The sequence below is a fragment of the Corynebacterium parakroppenstedtii genome (assembly GCF_019754935.1).
Taxonomy (GTDB): Bacteria; Actinomycetota; Actinomycetes; order Mycobacteriales; family Mycobacteriaceae; genus Corynebacterium; species Corynebacterium parakroppenstedtii.
This window is the reverse complement of record NZ_JAGSOA010000001.1, coordinates 1,131,180-1,148,112: the sequence shown is the minus strand read 5'-3', so window position 1 is coordinate 1,148,112 and position 16,933 is coordinate 1,131,180. Positions and strand designations below refer to the sequence as shown.

At 59.8% G+C, this 16,933-nt stretch carries 17 protein-coding genes; 10 read left to right on the top strand and 7 right to left on the bottom strand.

Annotated elements, in window-relative coordinates; all coding sequences use genetic code 11:
* Nucleotides 1-61 precede the first annotated feature (61 nt).
* The 3 genes from KCQ76_RS04870 to KCQ76_RS04860 all read left to right on the top strand — a co-directional run bounded on the left by KCQ76_RS04870 (nucleotide 62) and on the right by KCQ76_RS04860 (nucleotide 2,592).
* Nucleotides 62-1,393 carry an MFS transporter gene (locus KCQ76_RS04870; RefSeq protein ID WP_046203212.1) on the top strand — a complete coding sequence of 444 codons (1,332 nt, stop codon included), beginning with the start codon at nucleotides 62-64 and terminating at the stop codon, nucleotides 1,391-1,393.
* 81 nt (nucleotides 1,394-1,474) lie between these two features.
* Nucleotides 1,475-2,188 (top strand): dTDP-4-dehydrorhamnose 3,5-epimerase family protein, encoded by a 714-nt coding sequence (locus tag KCQ76_RS04865; RefSeq protein WP_046203211.1) that lies wholly within the window; start codon nucleotides 1,475-1,477, stop codon nucleotides 2,186-2,188.
* Nucleotides 2,189-2,283: 95 nt separating this feature from the next.
* Nucleotides 2,284-2,592: a DUF4229 domain-containing protein gene (locus tag KCQ76_RS04860; RefSeq protein ID WP_046203210.1), complete on the top strand. Its 309-nt coding sequence runs from the start codon at nucleotides 2,284-2,286 to the stop codon at nucleotides 2,590-2,592.
* Nucleotides 2,593-2,604: 12 nt separating this feature from the next.
* On the opposite strand, the gene KCQ76_RS04855 is transcribed toward KCQ76_RS04860, so the two are convergent.
* Nucleotides 2,605-3,594 (bottom strand): 1,4-dihydroxy-2-naphthoate polyprenyltransferase, encoded by a 990-nt coding sequence (locus tag KCQ76_RS04855; protein WP_102215145.1) that lies wholly within the window; start codon nucleotides 3,592-3,594, stop codon nucleotides 2,605-2,607.
* A gap of 96 nt (nucleotides 3,595-3,690) precedes the next feature.
* Between KCQ76_RS04855 and KCQ76_RS04850 the strand changes: the two genes are divergently transcribed.
* Nucleotides 3,691-4,665: a glycosyltransferase gene (locus KCQ76_RS04850; RefSeq protein ID WP_082089736.1), complete on the top strand. Its 975-nt coding sequence runs from the start codon at nucleotides 3,691-3,693 to the stop codon at nucleotides 4,663-4,665.
* A gap of 21 nt (nucleotides 4,666-4,686) precedes the next feature.
* On the opposite strand, the gene menE is transcribed toward KCQ76_RS04850, so the two are convergent.
* The 6 genes from menE to KCQ76_RS04820 all read right to left on the bottom strand — a co-directional run bounded on the left by menE (nucleotide 4,687) and on the right by KCQ76_RS04820 (nucleotide 9,718).
* Nucleotides 4,687-5,982 carry an o-succinylbenzoate--CoA ligase gene (gene menE, locus KCQ76_RS04845; RefSeq protein WP_231725454.1) on the bottom strand — a complete coding sequence of 432 codons (1,296 nt, stop codon included), beginning with the start codon at nucleotides 5,980-5,982 and terminating at the stop codon, nucleotides 4,687-4,689.
* 69 nt (nucleotides 5,983-6,051) lie between these two features.
* On the bottom strand, nucleotides 6,052-6,357 hold the full coding sequence (locus tag KCQ76_RS04840; protein WP_012732494.1) for a hypothetical protein: 306 nt from the start codon (nucleotides 6,355-6,357) through the stop codon (nucleotides 6,052-6,054).
* A gap of 323 nt (nucleotides 6,358-6,680) precedes the next feature.
* A complete protein-coding gene (locus tag KCQ76_RS04835) occupies nucleotides 6,681-7,163 on the bottom strand; it encodes a DUF3349 domain-containing protein (RefSeq protein WP_046203208.1) in 483 nt (160 codons plus the stop codon).
* 13 nt (nucleotides 7,164-7,176) lie between these two features.
* Complete coding sequence (locus KCQ76_RS04830; protein WP_046203207.1) at nucleotides 7,177-7,443, bottom strand: hypothetical protein; 267 nt, start codon at nucleotides 7,441-7,443, stop codon at nucleotides 7,177-7,179.
* A complete protein-coding gene (locus KCQ76_RS04825) occupies nucleotides 7,443-8,642 on the bottom strand; it encodes an inorganic phosphate transporter (protein WP_046203206.1) in 1,200 nt (399 codons plus the stop codon). Before KCQ76_RS04825 ends, KCQ76_RS04830 begins: the two co-directional genes overlap by 1 nt.
* Nucleotides 8,643-8,740: 98 nt before the next feature.
* On the bottom strand, nucleotides 8,741-9,718 hold the full coding sequence (locus KCQ76_RS04820) for a 1,4-dihydroxy-2-naphthoyl-CoA synthase (RefSeq protein WP_046203296.1): 978 nt from the start codon (nucleotides 9,716-9,718) through the stop codon (nucleotides 8,741-8,743).
* A gap of 100 nt (nucleotides 9,719-9,818) precedes the next feature.
* Here KCQ76_RS04820 and KCQ76_RS04815 point away from each other — a divergent pair, with 100 nt between their 5' ends.
* From KCQ76_RS04815 to KCQ76_RS04790, 6 genes are all read left to right on the top strand, one after another.
* On the top strand, nucleotides 9,819-10,931 hold the full coding sequence (locus KCQ76_RS04815; protein WP_257994320.1) for an o-succinylbenzoate synthase: 1,113 nt from the start codon (nucleotides 9,819-9,821) through the stop codon (nucleotides 10,929-10,931).
* Nucleotides 10,932-10,976: 45 nt separating this feature from the next.
* On the top strand, nucleotides 10,977-12,986 hold the full coding sequence (locus KCQ76_RS04810; RefSeq protein WP_046205080.1) for a thiamine pyrophosphate-binding protein: 2,010 nt from the start codon (nucleotides 10,977-10,979) through the stop codon (nucleotides 12,984-12,986).
* Nucleotides 12,987-13,087: 101 nt separating this feature from the next.
* Nucleotides 13,088-13,678 carry a DUF3592 domain-containing protein gene (locus KCQ76_RS04805; RefSeq protein WP_052722120.1) on the top strand — a complete coding sequence of 197 codons (591 nt, stop codon included), beginning with the start codon at nucleotides 13,088-13,090 and terminating at the stop codon, nucleotides 13,676-13,678.
* Nucleotides 13,679-13,756: 78 nt separating this feature from the next.
* Complete coding sequence (locus KCQ76_RS04800) at nucleotides 13,757-14,938, top strand: glycosyltransferase family 4 protein (protein WP_082089737.1); 1,182 nt, start codon at nucleotides 13,757-13,759, stop codon at nucleotides 14,936-14,938.
* 28 nt (nucleotides 14,939-14,966) lie between these two features.
* Nucleotides 14,967-15,656: a demethylmenaquinone methyltransferase gene (locus tag KCQ76_RS04795; RefSeq protein WP_046202846.1), complete on the top strand. Its 690-nt coding sequence runs from the start codon at nucleotides 14,967-14,969 to the stop codon at nucleotides 15,654-15,656.
* 230 nt (nucleotides 15,657-15,886) lie between these two features.
* Nucleotides 15,887-16,909, top strand: a complete 1,023-nt coding sequence (locus tag KCQ76_RS04790) for a polyprenyl synthetase family protein (protein WP_046202914.1) — start codon at nucleotides 15,887-15,889, stop codon at nucleotides 16,907-16,909.
* Nucleotides 16,910-16,933: the final 24 nt, after the last annotated feature.

Below are 16,933 nucleotides of genomic sequence, written 5' to 3'. Positions count from 1 at the left end.
GTTCGGATTCGAACAAGGACTGCTGTCCACCCCCCGTATTCAATGAGAATTACGGAGCGTGATGAATAAACTATCGTTTAAATCAACTTTATCGCTCCTCTTTTTAGCCGCATTAATCTCTGGAATAGGCGACGGGCTGATTCCTATTGCTTTTGCGCTTCAGGCCCACCGAGTAGATTCTTCCGGTCGGGGCTTGACGATGGTGCTCATTGCTTTATGGTCAGGCCGATTTATCAGTTCCGTGGTAGTGCGCAAACTGCCGCCGCCAATTCGTCCTGTGGGCTGGATGTTAAGTAGCGACTTTGTTCGTTTACTGGCTCAGTGGGGGCTAGTTGCCTGGGTGCTTGTCCAGGGTGATTCGATTGCCTCGTTTGCCGTCTCAAGTTTCGTGTACGGATGCGCCTCCTCATTTTTTACCCCGGCTCGCTTCGGGTTACTGGCGCTGTTGTTCACGGATTCGCAGCGCACGCGCGTCAACGGGACCTTGTCGATCCTCGGTGATGTTTTATATATCGCCGGCCCACTAATCGGCACCGCAGCCGTGATCACATTGGGTTTTCGCACGGTACTACTTATCGAAGGAGCTACGTTTCTGATAGCAATGCTGTTCGTATTGCCATTCTTTAGAGTGCGCAGAAATTCGGCGACCGACGATGCTCCCGGAACTGATGAAGCTGAGGAAGCTCCACAGGCTTCCCATGCTGACCCCGCTGACAACGTTGACCTTGCCAACAACGCCGACTCCGCAAGCACCGACGCAGCGTCGGCTCAAACCAAGGTAAACAGTGCAAAAAAGCCCACCGCGGTGTTGCCCCGCTGGGTACAGGTGGGGCTGGGTACCTGGCTAGTGGCCTCCCTTGTCAACGGTTTCCTCGGAAGCGCTGGCCCGACATGGATCATGAACTCGTTCGACGAGAAAACCTGGGGCTTCATGGCTACCGCCCTGGCAATCGGTTCATTGCTAGGCTCAGCCGCCACGATCTTAAGGAAACTGGATCGAGTCCGTTTCACGACCTTGCAATTCCTGATGCTGCTGTTCTTGGCAGGGCAGTTATTGGCGTTGGCTTTCTCTCCAGTGTTTATCGTTATTGCCCTAGTCGGCGGTGTCGCGTCTTTGCTCATGACCTCCGCAGGCGTCTCTTGGGACTCGTTGGGGCAGTCCCTAGGGAAAGACGAACTCGTGCACCAGTTTGCCACCAAAGACCAGCTGGTTTTCACTGCTGGAACCCCGCTGGGCATGCTCTTGTTCGCTGCGCTCTCTGGCCACCCACACATGTCCGCGGTTATCCTGTCTGTCCTCTTGGTCGCAGCGGCGGTCGTCAGTTGCTTGCCGATAGCGCGTTCACCACGCGTGGCGGACGTGACGGATGACCCATCTGCACTGGGCACATAAAACCGGCACCCAATCCACCAAGCCACCACCCGGCACCCATGCCGCCCGCGCCCACCTCGCCACGCCACTAGGCTGGTGAGCATGACGTCCCGACTCGAAGTTCAGGAACCCGACCAGCACGCAACGTACGTCGCCACCCCGATCCCGGGAGTGTTCATCTTCTATCCCACTGTTCACGCTGATCAGAGGGGTAGTTTCCACGAGTGGTACAAGGCGGATGATTTCGCCGAGGCCCTCGGCTACCCGTTCTTCCCGGAGCAGGCGAACATGAGTGTGTCGGCCCGCGGCGTCGTGCGCGGCATCCACCTGGCCGAGGTCCCACCGGGTCAGGCGAAGATGGTGACCTGTCCCGCGGGGGCACTCAGCGACATCATTGTGGACCTGCGCAAGGGTTCCAGCACTTATGGCAAGCACATCGTCGTCCCGCTCAACCAGGACAATCACGCCGTGGTGTATCTCCCCGTAGGCATCGGGCACGGGTTTGTCGCGCACGAGGACAATACGGTCGCCACGTATCTGACTAGCACCGCGTACGATCCCTCGCGCGAGTTCGGGGTTCGGATAACGGATCCCGCCCTTGGCATTGATTGCCAGTCGCTTCTCAACTCCGACGAGTCCTCAGATCAGAACTCCGCCACAGTCGACCCGATTTTTTCAGAGAAGGATCGCGTCGCTCCTCTGCTTGCCGACGTTGACGACCGGCTTCCCACCTGGGAGGACTGTAAACATTTCGAGGACGAATTACGTAACGGGTGGGCATTAGCGAACAGCGAAGCCGGCGTCGACACGGAGTAAAACGACGTTTAATTGCCGACGGTAACCGCGCGATGAATAACGTCGAGTCGAGTCTAGTTGACCTCGCGCCGGGCTGAACCGCTAGTCTGGCATACGTGAATGAGGACACGACGCAGCCAACCGAGAAACCGACCCGCCCGTGGAAGGATATTCTGCTGTATGGGCTGGCCCGGCTGTTATTGTTCTTCGTCCTGACGGTGGTGATAGCGTACGGCGCTTACCTGGTGGGCGCGCCGATGCCCCTCATGATTAGCGCCCTTCTGGCTCTGATCGTGGCGCTACCGCTGTCCATGTTCTTGTTTAAGGGGCTGCGTAGGCGCGTGACCACGGAAATGGCCTCGTGGAATGAGCAACGCCGCGCCCACAAGGAATACATCAAGAGTCAGCTCGAAGACCGGGAATAGGAATTAACGCACCTACCCCAACCAGAGCGCGAGCGTGGTGACAAGGGCCCACACCACCATGGCGCGCCCGGTCATCCCGAGCACAGGAATGAGGTCTTTCCCCTCGGCGTGGGAAACGATCGGTCGCGCAGCCAGGCCTAGAATCGGTGCTGCTACCAGTCCAATCAGGGCCCAAGGTGTAGCAATAAAGGCCAGCAGTACCGACGCCACAACAGGCATGGCCGCGAGTATGCACCACAGGGTTCGGCTCCCTCGGTCTCCTAGTCGCACCGCGAGGGTGATCTTGCCCGTGGCCTCGTCGCTGGGTATGTCGCGTAGGTTGTTTGCCAGGTTCACTGCCGCAGAGACCGAGCCGATGGCGACCGCAATTGCTAGTCCTGCCCAGGTAACGTGATCGGCTTGTGTGTATTGCGTACCTAATACGGCGACCAGCCCGAAGAAGACGAAGACGGCCACTTCGCCCAATCCCCGGTAGCCGTAGGGGTGTTTGCCGCCGGTGTAGAACCATGCGGCCACGACGCAGGCAGCGCCTACCAGGATCAGCCACCAGTGCCCACTGATCGCGCACAAAATCAGGCCCGCCACGCCCGCCACGCCGAACGCCACAACCGCTGCGTGCTTGACGCCGTAGGGCTGCACCAGGCCAGATGCGGTCAACCGGAATGGTCCGGAGCGGTCGTCGTCGGTACCACGGATGCCGTCCGAGTAGTCATTGGCATAATTCACCCCAATAACCAGGAACCAGCCAACGATCGCCGCAAGGATCGCTCGTATTATCGACGCTTGCCCCGTGAGTGCTGCGGCCCCCGTACCTGCGATGACGGGGGCAAAGCCGTTGGCCCAGGTGTGCGGGCGGGCGGCCTCGAGCCAATCGTGGGCGGTCACCGTGCGTGGAGGTGTGCGCGGAGGTGTGCGTCGTGACGACGTGTGGGCGTCGAACTCGGAGCTGTTGTCGGAGGGCGATGAATCCGGTGTGCTGGGCTGGTCAGGAGTGTGGGGCATGGTTCTATTGTGACGCATCGCGGGCTTGAGGAGGAGAGCCGGGTAGGCTCGTGTGTCGGGAATTTTTCGTTTCGTACCGCCATGGAAGGATTATGCGTGCAGCAGGTCATTTATTTTTTAGGCCAAGTGGTCAGTTTTTTCCTGACGCTCGCCCGGCTAATTCCGCTGCGCGTCCACAATGAGTTCGACGGTAAGCCGATTCCGCAATCCGGCCCGGTGACCATTTCGGTGACCACCCACGGTCCGCGGTTGAATAAAGTGTGGTACACCCTGGAGTCGCTGGCCCGGGGGACAGTGTCGGCGCCCATCGTGTTGTGGCTTGATAAGGAAGACTACGAGCGACCCCTGCCGGAGCGGCTCCAGCGGCTGGTGGACCGGGGTCTGCAAATCCGCTGTTCAGACGGCAGCTTTGGACCTCACACGAAGTATTGGCCGCTCTTCCGCGAGCGTGTCGCGTCGGCACGGGAGCGTGTCGCGTCGGCACGGGAGCGTGTCGCATACGACCCGGATAGTGCTACGTCGGCACGCGATTCGGAAATACCGGATCTGGCCAGCGAGGATTTGCTGACGCTGCGTATCGCCACGGCCGATGACGACATTATCTATCCGGAGTGGTGGCTGGAGCGCTTGCTGGAGTGCGCCGACGTGAGCCCCCATGATGTGATCGCTTATCGGGCGCACCGGGTCTGCGTGAAGAAGGGGGCTCTGGCGCCGTATGCCCGCTGGCCTGCGGTGAAGTCCTGCCGGGCGTCGATTGCGAATATGGCGACGGGCGTGTCCGGGGTGCTCTACCCGCTGCCTTTTATGGCGTTCGTGGTGGATCAGGGCGATTCTTTCCGACGCCTCGCGCCGAAGGCTGACGACATTTGGCTGCACGCCTGCGCGGTGCGGTCGGGTACCAAGGTGAGGCAAGTTTTCGGCCAGCAGCGGAATTTCGCGGTTGTCCCGACGACGCAGTTCAACGCGGCACTCGTTGTTCGTAATGTGTGGATGGGCGGCAATGATGTGCAGGCCAGCCGTGTGTACACCGACGACGACATCGCGGCGCTGAAGCAGGCTAGGGCGCTATAACGCATTATTGGTGCGGGGCACTCAGCGGTGTTGCGCGGCGGCGAGTATGTGCCGCAGTGCGTGGCGGTCTGTTTTCCCTGGTCCACGCAGTGGAATTTGCCCAACAATCGCGATTGAGGTTGGTAGGGCGTAGGAGGGAAGATCAAGTTGCTCGCGAATGTGTTGCATTCCCTCGCGGTCGAGGAAGTATGGGGTGCTCTCCCGCGCTCGTTCGATTACTAAACACACGCTTTCTCCCCATTCCGCCGAGGGGATGCCCAGCACAGCGCAGTCAGCGTAACCAGCCCGCCGAGCTGCGGATTCAACGATCTCCGGCAGGACCTTCAGCCCTCCCGTATTGATGGCTTGGTCGTAGCGACCCAGAATCTCTAGCTTTCCATTGCGTATCGTCCCGATGTCATCTGTCACAAACCACCCATCGATGAAGGGGTTGGCCGTGCCCTTGCGCTTGTCCGATGATGCAGCGTGAACCGACGGTCCGAAAAGGTCTTCAGCGTTGCGATACCCCGTGGCCAGTGTTGGCCCGCCGAGAAGTACCCGGCCTTCATCACCAGTCCCAAGAGGCTGGATTTTCACCGACGTACCCGGCAGAGGTGTTCCGTCGTACACGATCCCACCAGCGGTTTCCGAGGATCCGTAGGTGGTGACTATCGTCCACCCCATGTCTGCGCACTTTTTCCGCAGAGCAGAACTCAGGGGTGCTCCGCCGACGAGGATGCCGTCCAAACTCCCGACCGCTTCAATAATCGCCGCCGGGGAGTAGCCGCCTGTACTATCAGCGCTGCCCGTCCCGCTCGTATTATCACCGTCAAGCGCCTGGACTAACCTTCTGACCTGCGTCGGGACCAGAGAACAGTATCGTCGTGGCCCGGTCATTCGGTGGATCGCGTCGACAAGAGCACCCGGCGTAAACGGTTGGGTGACGTCCATCAGCACCGGTTCGTAGCCCGCTGCTAGTGACCGCAGGAGGACTTGTAGTCCGGCGACGTGGTCGGGAGGTAGGGCGAGTAGCCATTGGCCGGGTCCACCGAGGACTTTTTCGGTTGCCGACGCCGACGCGGCGAGCGCGGTTGCGCTGAGTTGGGCTCCCTTGGGAACACCGGTGGATCCTGAGGTGGACAGAATGAATGCGATGGTGGCGTCGATGGGTTCGCCGGCCCGCATGACATCGCGCAGGAGCGTCGCCCGGTCAGGATCCTTAGCAGGGAGAGGCAGCAGCGAAGCCTCACCGCGTAAAGCTTGCTCTAGCTGGGGATATAGGTCGGCAACTGTGGTATTTGCCGGGATGGGCAGTGGTACCAGTGGCCGAGTATTCACGGTAAGGCAGTGTAGTAAGGGGCAAGATAAAACCCAGCCACCGGGGTGAACCAGTGGCTGGGTGAAGTGTTAGTCGGCGATGAAGCCGAGGCTATCAAGCGTGACGAAGATGGTGTGAATCTCTTCGCGGGTGGCTTTGCGCTGGTGAACAGCGTAGAAAGCCTGCGCTGCATCTGCAGCCGTTGATGGAATGTGCCCTTCGGTGACGAGGAGATTGACCACGTCGGCGGTCTTCGTCTTGGTAACGGGCTCAGCAAGTGCAACCGCTGAACGGCCGTCATGCTCCGAATGTACACGGCCAACGACGTCCACAGGGGTGAATTGTTGGTCGCTGATGCGAAGCCAGTTGATGAAACGCATGATGCTGCTTGCCATTTTCTTCCCCTCCTTTATGAGGTCGTATGCGGGTTCCCAAAAGCGTGGTACGCGAGCCTCTTTATCCGGCGTTACCGGCCCAAACGCTGCTTGGTGCGTCTGCCGAAAACGTCGCTTGAAGGTATCAAGTGAAGCCGTCAGCTAAGACTTCCGGTTGGAACCGTCGGGTGAAGGTGCCCTACGTGTGAAATTAGATAAAAAGCACTCTAGATGAAATTGTTGGGCTAGTCAAGCATTGACTATACCCTCAAATTTCGTAGGAAATCCTGTCACTGTGATAGACAAAAATGGACTTCAGTCACATGCGTCCCTGGATTCGCGCCTTACGCACCAGCGACGTCAAAGCCTCCATCACGAAGTTTTGTCCTCACTCGGGCAAGATCATCCTCGGTCGGCGTTTGGGACATCGTCGTCTCAATGTACCGATTAATTTCCTGCTCGGTTATAGGTTCTCCCTGGTCACGATGAACATCTTGCTTAGCGACGATGGTCGCAGCTATCCGGTCAATGTCCTCTTCGCGCAGATCTTGCTTGAGGACGTACATGATCGCACCGGCGTCGCCGTCGGGAACAGCTGCTGGATAGCCAACCCGTAACCACTCAATGAAACGTAGTAGCCAGTGTTTATGTTCCAGCTCTCGTTGTTCGTCGATGGCTCGTTGGGTGGCCGCTGAAAAAGTCCCAGTTGGAGTGGGGTCTTTCTTGGTGGAACCGCTGTCGGTGGCGCTTCTGTCGGATGCGTCGGGGTTGGTGGTGGATCTTCGGTTCGGGGTGGATTCTGAGGTGGGGTGTGAACCAGTGCTCATCTCTAGGGGTCCTTTAGTGTCCGCCGGACGTGCCGTAAATGTTGATACCTGTGTAGTGAGCGATCATTGCGTTGGTGATCCACAGCACGCCGGCGATGATGACTGCCAGGCATAGCGCGTAGATCACCCAAGCCAAAATGTGGCTTATTCCCTTAGTGTGTTGTCCTTCAGCAGAGCCGGCAGCATCGAGGCGAACACCGAGGGAGAACAGTGTGGGGAGCCCGGCTCCTAAAACCAGTGCGACAACGAGAACGGTGAGGAGTGAATGGAGGGTAGACATTACCGAGCGACCTTTCGCTCTTCAGCGGGGATAACGGAGTTGGAGTCTTCATCCCACTCTGCGTTGACATTGTGGGATGACACTTTGTTCTTTCGGGACTGCTGATAGATGTAGCCAGCCAAGGTCACCAGGATGGCGAAAGCCGCTATAACGCCGATGAAGTCGGTGGTGGCTAGGCCGACAAGATGCGCCACCAACCATGTCAGGGCGCCGACGACAGCGGCACAGGGGAGAGTGATGACCCAGGCGGTCGCCATGCGGCCGGCCACTCCCCAGCGGACTTCAGCGCCACGACGTCCTAGGCCTGTACCCAGGATTGATCCGGTCGCGACGTGCGTCGTCGATAAGGCCATGCCGGCGTGTGAGGAAGTAAGAATAATTGCAGCTGAAGAGGCTTCTGCCGCCATGCCCTGCGGAGAGTCGATTTCGACGAGCCCCTTGCCTAAGGTACGGATCACTCGCCAGCCACCGGTGTAGGTGCCCAAGGCGATGGCGGAGGCACATGCCGCGATGATCCATAGAGGCATGTGGGTGTCGGCATCGATTTCGCCGTACGCGACCAGGGCCAAGAAGATGACACCCATCGTTTTCTGAGCGTCACCAGTGCCGTGAGCAAGCGACACGAGCGAGGCTGTTGCGATCTGCCCGATGCGGAAGTGATTGTTCTTGTTGTGTTCCTCGACGCTATCGGTGATGCGGTAAATCAGCCAGGTGCCGCACGCGGACACCACGCCGGCGACGAAGGGCGCGGCCAATGCGGGGATGATGATCTTGCCGAGGATGTTTGCCCAGGCCACGCCACCGATTCCCAGGGAGACAAACGCGGCCCCGATCAGCCCGCCGAAAAGGGCGTGGGAGGAACTGGAGGGGATCCCGAGCAGCCAGGTCAGCAGGTTCCATACGATTCCGCCGATAAGGCCTGCAAAGACGACAAGCAGAAGTTTGTGCGCGTCGGTATCGCTATCGAGGTTGAACTGATCGAGATTGACGATCCCTTTACCGACTGTTTTTGCCACCTCGACGGAGAGGAATGCGCCGATGAGGTTGAGAATCGCTGACAATGTGACTGCTACTTTTGGTGTGAGAGCACCGGTGGCAATAGACGTCGCCATTGCATTTGCGGTGTCGTGAAAACCATTTGTGAAGTCGAACGCGAGCGCGGTAGCGATCACTATGACGAGGATGATCAGTTCGGTCACAGCGAAAGTATCCTCCCCGGACTATGTAGCAGCCAAACTGTGGCGGCAGCGTTAAGATTCCGTTAACTTTCCGGGGGTAGCTAATGGGGGAGGTTCGGTTAGTAATAGTAAGGGAACTCGTCCCACCGCGGAGGTCGCTTCTCAAGGAAGGAGTTTCTCCCTTCCAGCGCTTCGTCGGTCATATAGGCCAATCGCGTGGCCTCTCCGGCGAACACCTGTTGTCCCATGAGGCCGTCGTCGGCGAGATTGAATGCAAACTTGAGCATCCGCTGTGCGGTCGGAGACTTGGAATTGATCGCGCGCGCCCACTCGATGGCAACATTCTCCAGCTCAGCGTGGTCGACGACCTCGTTCACCGCACCCATCCGGTGCATAGTCTCGGCATCGTAGGTCCGGCCGAGGAAAAAGATCTCACGTGCAAATTTTTGCCCGACCTGCTGGGCCAGGTACGCAGAGCCGTACCCAGCGTCAAACGATCCCACGTCGGCGTCGGTCTGCTTGAATAAACCGTGCTCGCGCGAGGCCAACGTGAGATCACAGACCACGTGCAAGGAATGCCCGCCACCGGCCGCCCAACCATTGACCAGCGCGATTACCACCTTCGGCATCGTGCGGATCAGCCGCTGAACCTCAAGAATGTGGAGCCGCCCGCCTTCTGCTTTGGCGCGAGCAGTATCGACGCTCGACGCGTCGGCGTGCTCGACATCAGAATTGTGCTCGGTGGCGTACTGGTACCCGGAGCGGCCGCGAATGCGCTGATCTCCGCCCGAGCAGAACGCCCACCCACCGTCCTTCGGCGACGGACCATTGCCCGTTAACAAAACAGTGCCGACGTCGGGACTGCGGCGCGCATGGTCGAGCGCTTGGTACAACTCATCGACGGTATGGGGGCGGAAAGCATTGCGTACTTCTGGCCGATCGAAAGCGATCCGGACGATACCGTCGGCGCGCTCGGTTCCGACGTGGCGGTGATACGTGATGTCGGTGAGATCGGTGAATCCGGGAACTGGCTTCCATAGCTCGGGGTTGAACGGCTGGCCAGTATCGGAATGGTTGGCGGAGTGTTCATCTGACATACCGATGAGGATACTGACAATCAGCACACGCGTGGCCATGGCGGCCCACGCGTCGCTATGGCGACGTGGTTATGTCCGGTTGGTGGTTAGGGTAGAAGTCATGTCTCACATGGACCTGCCGGATTCTGATTCTCGACCTGCGTTGTCACCTGGGCTCCCTCGCCAATACGGGCTCGGTCGTTGGCCGGGTGATGTGACATGTCCGTCGCTCAACGAAGTGTGGGAGCGTGCACATGTTGTCCAGTTGCCGATGAACATTCGGTTCCGTGGGATTATGCAACGCGAGGTCATGCTTATCGACGGCCCCCAAGGCTGGTCAGAGTGGGGAGCTTTCCTGGAATATGGTTCGGTGGAATCTGCGATGTGGCTGGCCTCAGCGCTGGAAATGGGATGGGTGGGCCCACCTCGATCATTGCAAGGATGGGTGCCGGTCAACGGGACTATTCCCGCGTGCGAGCCGGATCGCGTTCCCGATCTCCTTAATCGATATTCGGGAATATCGACGGTCAAAGTGAAGGTGGCAGAAAAGGGACAGACTCTCGACGATGATTGCGCCCGAGTTCGCGCTGTTCGCGAGGCCCGCCCTGACATCAATATCCGCGTCGACGCGAATGGTGGGTGGACCGTGGCGGAGGCCCATGAGGCCGTGCGTCGATTCCTCCGCGATGGGCCCTTGGATTACGTCGAACAGCCGTGTCCTCGGCTTGAGGACCTCGCTGAACTGCGGAAAACTTTGGCTGATGATGGGCTGAGTGCTCGCATCGCTGCGGATGAGTCCATACGTAAAGCGTCGGATCCATACCGTGCTATACGCATGGGAGCTGTCGATGTGGCCGTGGTGAAAGCCGCGCCGCTCGGCGGTCCGCGCGCCTTGATCGCGGTGGCAGAGGAGGCGCGCAAACATGGTGTGGATGTGACGGTGTCGTCGGCAATTGATTCGGTTGTCGGCATGTATGCGGGTTTGTGTGCGGCCTCGGCGGTGGATAGTCAGCCGGCAGGCCTGGCGACGGGTGCGCTGATGGCTGGTGATGTGGGTGATTCACGACCCATTGTCGACGGAATGATGGCTGTGGAGCCGCGAACTCCGGATCCGGATGCGCTGGCGAGGTATCGCGCCCCGGAAGATAGGGTGCAGTGGTGGAAAGAGCGCCTGGCGGCGGCGTGGAAACATGTGCCGGGTGCGTCGGACATGCCGGGAAATGCGGCTGATTAAGGCTGATGGTTAAGGCTGGGTAACAAGGTGGAAAGATCGTTCTCCATGAGTAGTTCCGGTGGTGTTCCTGCCTCCATCATGACGGCGGCGATTATTGTCGACGAGCTGATCCGTTGCGGCGTGCAGGACGTGGTTGTGTGCCCGGGATCGCGTTCGGCACCGTTGGCGCTGGCCTTTTCTGACGCCGCGGCACGTGGGGAGATCACTCTTCACATGCGTACCGACGAGCGAACCGCGGCGTTCTTGGCGTTGGGCTTAGCGCAGGCCGAGGGCGGTCCGCGGCGGAACCGATCGGGGATCCCAGGCGGCCACCATGTTGTCCCGGTGGTGATGACGTCGGGAAGTGCGGTGGCCCATTGCGCACCCGCGATGGTGGAAGCACAGATGTCGCATCGTCCGCTCATGGTGTTGTCTGCGAATCGTCCCTGGCCATTGTGGGGAACGGGGGCGAACCAGACGGTGGATCAGCGGTCGGCTTTCCGAGATACCGCCGTGCGCACAGAGGGGATCGACACCGCTACTCGACGCAGCGACGCCTGGCATGTGATGCATCGTGAGGTCCGCGCTGCCGTTGATCGGGCGGTGGTCGCGGCGACGGCTGCGGGCGTGCGCATGCAGGTGCAGGCTGCGACCCCCGAGGATGCTCCCCCCGCCAATGCTGTGGAGCTGCCCTTCCGCGGCCCGGTGCATATTGATGTGCCTTTCGATAACCCATTAGTGCCGACGGACGATGACCAGCTCCGTGAGGCAGCTCAGTCTGCGCACCGGTTGGGCCGTCCGGATGGAGGGAGTTGGACGCGATTCGTTGGTCGGGCGACGGTGACCTCGCCGCGAGTTCTTCACATTGCTGGCCATAATGCGCCGCATGTTGACGCGCTCCGCGGTGTACCCACGATCGCCGAGCCCACCGCTGCAGTGCCTGATGTTCCTATTCATCCACTGGCGTTGTCGCTGTTGTCGCCCGATCACGTGGTGGTGACGGGCCGGCCGACCCTGCATCGGGATGTCTCAAAACTCCTGGCCAGGCCGGATATTCCGATCACAGTCATCGCGGATAACCCCGGCGATTACCCGGATGTCGCTCACATGGCTGGGGAAGTCGCGACGACGATCGACCTTGCGCCACAAAGCCGGCAATGGGTGGATCACTGCCGGTCGGTGGATCAAGCTGCTGCCGACGCCGTGCGCGAGGTGATTCTCCTGGACGACCTCGCTGTGCCATCTGAGGTTGCCGAACCTGTGGAGGATTCCTCCGCGGAGGCCTCTTCAGTGGAGCCCTCCACGCCACCCGCCGATGCGCAGCCCTCCGCCCCCTCGGAGCCGTCCACTCTCCATCGGATGACCGGGCTGACGGTCGCCGCTGCCGTCGCAGATTCTGTTCACGTCGGCGATGCGCTCGTGGTGGGGGCCTCGAATCCGGTGCGCGACCTGTCGCTCGTCGGGGCTCCATTTGATGGGGTCGAGATGTACTCCAACCGTGGGGCGTCGGGAATTGATGGTTTCTTATCGACGGCTATCGGCGTCGCGCTCTCACACCAAGCCGCCCAGCCCGACAGCGTGAGTGCACCGCGAACCGTGGCGCTGGCCGGAGACCTGACCTTCCTTCACGACGCGACCGGCCTGAACGTGGCGGCGTCGGAACCGCGGCCATCGAACCTGCTGATCGTTGTGGCAAATGACCAGGGTGGAGGCATTTTCGAGGCCCTGGAGCCTGGGAAGCCGGAGCTCCGCAGCCATTTTGAGCGCGTCATGGCGACTCACCACGAGGTGGATATTAAGTCGATTTGCGACGCTTTCGGCATGGCGTACCGGAGGGCTGACACTGCGGAAGAGCTCGTTACCCTGCTGGAAAGCCATGCCGAGGGGATGCCGCTCACTGATGTTGGGGCCACTCGTTCAGAGAGTGGCGGTCTACCTGATCAAGCACGCGATCAATATGAACCGTACGAGGGGATTACGGTGATTGAAGCTGTGTGTGACCGTGCGCATCGGCGTCAGACCGTAGAATCCCTGGAAGGACGCGTTGCTGTTCTGCACAGGAGTCAAGCGCAGTAATGCGCAGCAGCGATGCCAAGCGCGGCGGCGGAACAGCGCAACGATGACCATACGAAAGCGGATAATGATCAGGGCACGACGGCGGGGAGGTGAGTATCGGAGTGAACGCGACTGCAACCCACGACATGAACGCGGGTAACGAACCCACACCTCACGGGGATCAGACGCCCCAGACCGACAAATCACCTCACGACGACAAGCCGCGGAGCACCCGTCGGCCATTGTCTCGTGATGATGCTGAAGCGCGGATCGACACCGTCGCCCGCCGATGCCGCCAGGTCGTCGCATTAATCGCATTACTGATGACTCTGGTCTGCGCCACGCTCGTCGCCGGGCCAGTCTATAACGACATTAAGCTGCACAAAGATAAAGAAACCGCCATCGCCACGGTGAACCACGTCGGCCTGTTGCGCACAGCAATTTCATTTCGGGATAGCTCCGGAGAATTCCATTCCCCCAACACAGGAGTTTTATATCCCGGCGGATTGCACGATGGCCAGAAAGTGTGGGTGGAGTATTCCCGCAGCCACCCCGACATTGTCCGAGTCCAAGGTAGAACCTGGACGTTATCCCTTCTACCAGCGGTTTCAACATTTATCGTGACGGTCGCGCTGTCGATGGGAGCAATAGCGTTGATTAACCGACGCGCCGAACGGAAGAAAAATTTATACAATGGCCACCGAGATAGATGATCGGCAGCATAAAACAGCATTTCTTATCGGCAAAAATAACCGCATTATCGCGGGGAATTGAGGAAGAGAAGAAGTCGTATGCGCATTGCAATTGTTGCAGAATCATTTCTTCCAAACATCAACGGTGTCACTAACTCAATTCTCCGGGTCTTGGAATACTGCGACCGCCACGGCCACGACGCACTAGTCATCGCGCCGGGCGCTCGTGAAGTTCAAGATGAATGCCCGGACTACGCAGGTTTCCCCATCGCTCGCGTTCCCACCGTTCAGGTGCCACTGATCGACTCGCTCCCCATCGGCGTCCCGACGCCGACCGTGAAGCGGGCACTACGCAAATACAAGCCAGATGTCGTTCATGCAGCGAGCCCGTTCGTGCTCGGTGCCGCGGGCGCGTTCGGTGCAGCTCAACTAGGGATTCCGACGGTTGCCGTTTATCAGACGGACGTGGCCGGGTTTGCGAATAATTACCACATGAAACCACTGGCCTCGGCCGCGTGGCAGTGGACACGGACAATACATAACGCCTGCTCACGGACCCTTGCGCCGTCGTCGGTAACCATTGAGGAACTCCGCCATCACAAAATCAGAGACGTGTACCACTGGGCGCGTGGCGTCGATATTGAGCTTTTCTCCCCGACGAAGAGATCGGATGCGCTGCGTCGGCAATGGGCCCCCAACGGGCAGAAAATCGTCGGCTACGTCGGGCGCTTGGCGGCAGAAAAATCCGTGTACCGATTGGCTGCCCTGCAGGACCGCGACGACATCCAACTCGTGATCACCGGGGATGGGCCGGACAGCCAAGAATTGCGCGAGTTGCTACCACGCGCGATCTTCACCGGCGCGAAATACGGGGAGGACCTGGCGGAGGTGTATGCCTCCTTGGACCTCTTCGTCCACCCAGGCGAATACGAGACGTTCTGCCAGGCTGTTCAAGAGTCGTTAGCGTCGGGTGTGCCTACCATCGGGCCGAGAGCCGGTGGCCCCATTGACCTCATTGACGACGGCGTCGATGGTGAATTATTGCCGGTGGAGTCCTTCGAACAGGACCTTAATGCGGCGGTTGATCGCTTGCTCGAACCGGATGGCTATCACGACCGATGTGTCGCTGCTCGAAACTCCGTGAAAAAGCGCACGTGGGAGTGCCTTGGTGACGAGTTGATGAGCCACTATGAGGCGGCGATTGAGTCCCCGATGGGGCAAGAAATCCGGCCGACACTCCTGGAGAGGTGGCGCGCAGAGCGCGAGCACCGGTACGCGTAGACGGACTCACCGGGTACTCTGGGGCCTCGTGGCTAGAGCGACGTTGGAAAAGAAACCCCGTGAAGTGGCGCGCATGTTCGATGCCGTCGGCAAGAAATATGACCTAACTAACACCGTGCTGACCGGCGGGATCGACACGCTGTGGCGAAAAGCAACGCGCAAGCGGCTCGACCCGAAGCCCGGCGAGAAAGTCGTGGACCTCGCCGCCGGGACGGGCGTCTCCACGGCGGAACTATCCAAGTCCGGCGCCCTCGTCGTGGGGTGTGACTTTTCCCTCGGAATGTTGAAAGCCGGACGCCATCGGGATGTGCCCTTAGTCGCAGGTGACGGGCTTAACTTGCCCTTCGCCGATAACACTTTCGACGCTGCCACCATCTCTTTCGGCCTCAGGAACTTCGGGGACACGGCCGCTGGGCTCCGCGAGATGGCCCGCGTCGTCAAACCTGGTGGACGCTTAACGGTGTGTGAGTTTTCGACGCCGGTGATCCCCGTGTTCTCGACGATCTACACGGAATACCTGATGCGGGCGCTTCCGGCGGTGGCAAAAATTGTGTCATCGGACCCGGAGTCGTACGTGTACCTGGCGGAGTCCATCCGCGCATGGCCTGACCAGGAGACTTTAGCGCGCATCGTCCAGTCTGCGGGCTGGAAAGAGGTCGGCTGGAGGAACCTGACCGGCGGCATCGTGGCACTCCACAGCGCGACAAAACCCCAGTGAAACCCTGTGGTGCCGACGGCCCATATCTGTGGGTTTGTTTTTGTGCGATAGGCTAGGCACGTTGTTTTAGACGGCTGCGAGCCACCATCGTGCTCATACGTGCTGCGTCGTACCCGATTGCGGGGCTCTACATGCGACGCGTGCTCGTGACCATCTACCCATGCCCAACGAACGAGGATCGTGCGATGACCAGCGGACAGAGCAGTGCTGTGGACTCCAGTGTCGACGCCGTGAGTGGCGAGTTTACCGGCCTGGATTCCCGTAGTGTGGAGTCCAGTATTGACCTCGGCGACGACGAATTGAATTCCTTTGTGGCCGACGGGATGGAAAAATGCGAGAAACTGCTTATCCGTGAGTTGGATCAGGGCGCATCGTTCGTGACCGACAAGGTCAAGCACTTGGCACTGGCCGGGGGGAAGCGCGTACGCCCCATGTTCGCGCTGCTTGCGTCCCGTTACGGCGAGAGACCGGGGTGCGACGACGTCATCAAGGCCGCCATCGTTGTCGAGATGACCCACTTGGCGACGCTCTACCACGACGATGTGATGGACGAAGCCGAGAAACGTCGCGGTGCTGATAGCGCGAACTTTCGGTGGAATAACTCGGTAGCCATCTTGGCGGGGGACTTCATCCTGTCGGCCGCGTCCCGGTTGATGGCGTCGCTGGGTGTGAAGACGGTGAAGCACTTCTCGGAGGCCTTCGGGGACCTAGTCACGGGGCAAATGCGCGAAACCATCGGCGCGACCTCGGGCGACGAGATTGAACACTACTTAAACGTCATCCACGAGAAAACCGCGGTCCTTATCCGTTCTGCGGGCTTCCTTGGGGCAATGCACGCCGGAACCCCGGCCCCGATCCAGCAGGCACTGGCCACCTTTGGGGAGCACCTGGGCATGGTGTTCCAAATTGTCGACGACATGATCGACATTTTTTCCGACACGAGCGAATCGGGGAAGACGCCGGGCACGGATTTGCGCGAGGGCGTGCATACCTTGCCGATGCTCTACGCAATGGAAGGCGACAGGAAAGAGAATAAGCGGCTCCGTGAGATGCTGCGTTCCCCCTTGTCGACGGATGCCGACGTTGAAGAAGCGCTCGCTTTGATCGCTGCGACGGACGCGCGAGCGCGGACGGTGGCGAAAGTGGAGGAGCACGCCGACGCTGCCTTGAAGGCGCTTGAGGCGCTGCCGGATAACTCGACGACGAATGCTTTGCGCGCGCTGCTGGGCTTCACGATGGCGCGTGTGGGGTAGCGACGACAGTGTGTGCTGATGCCG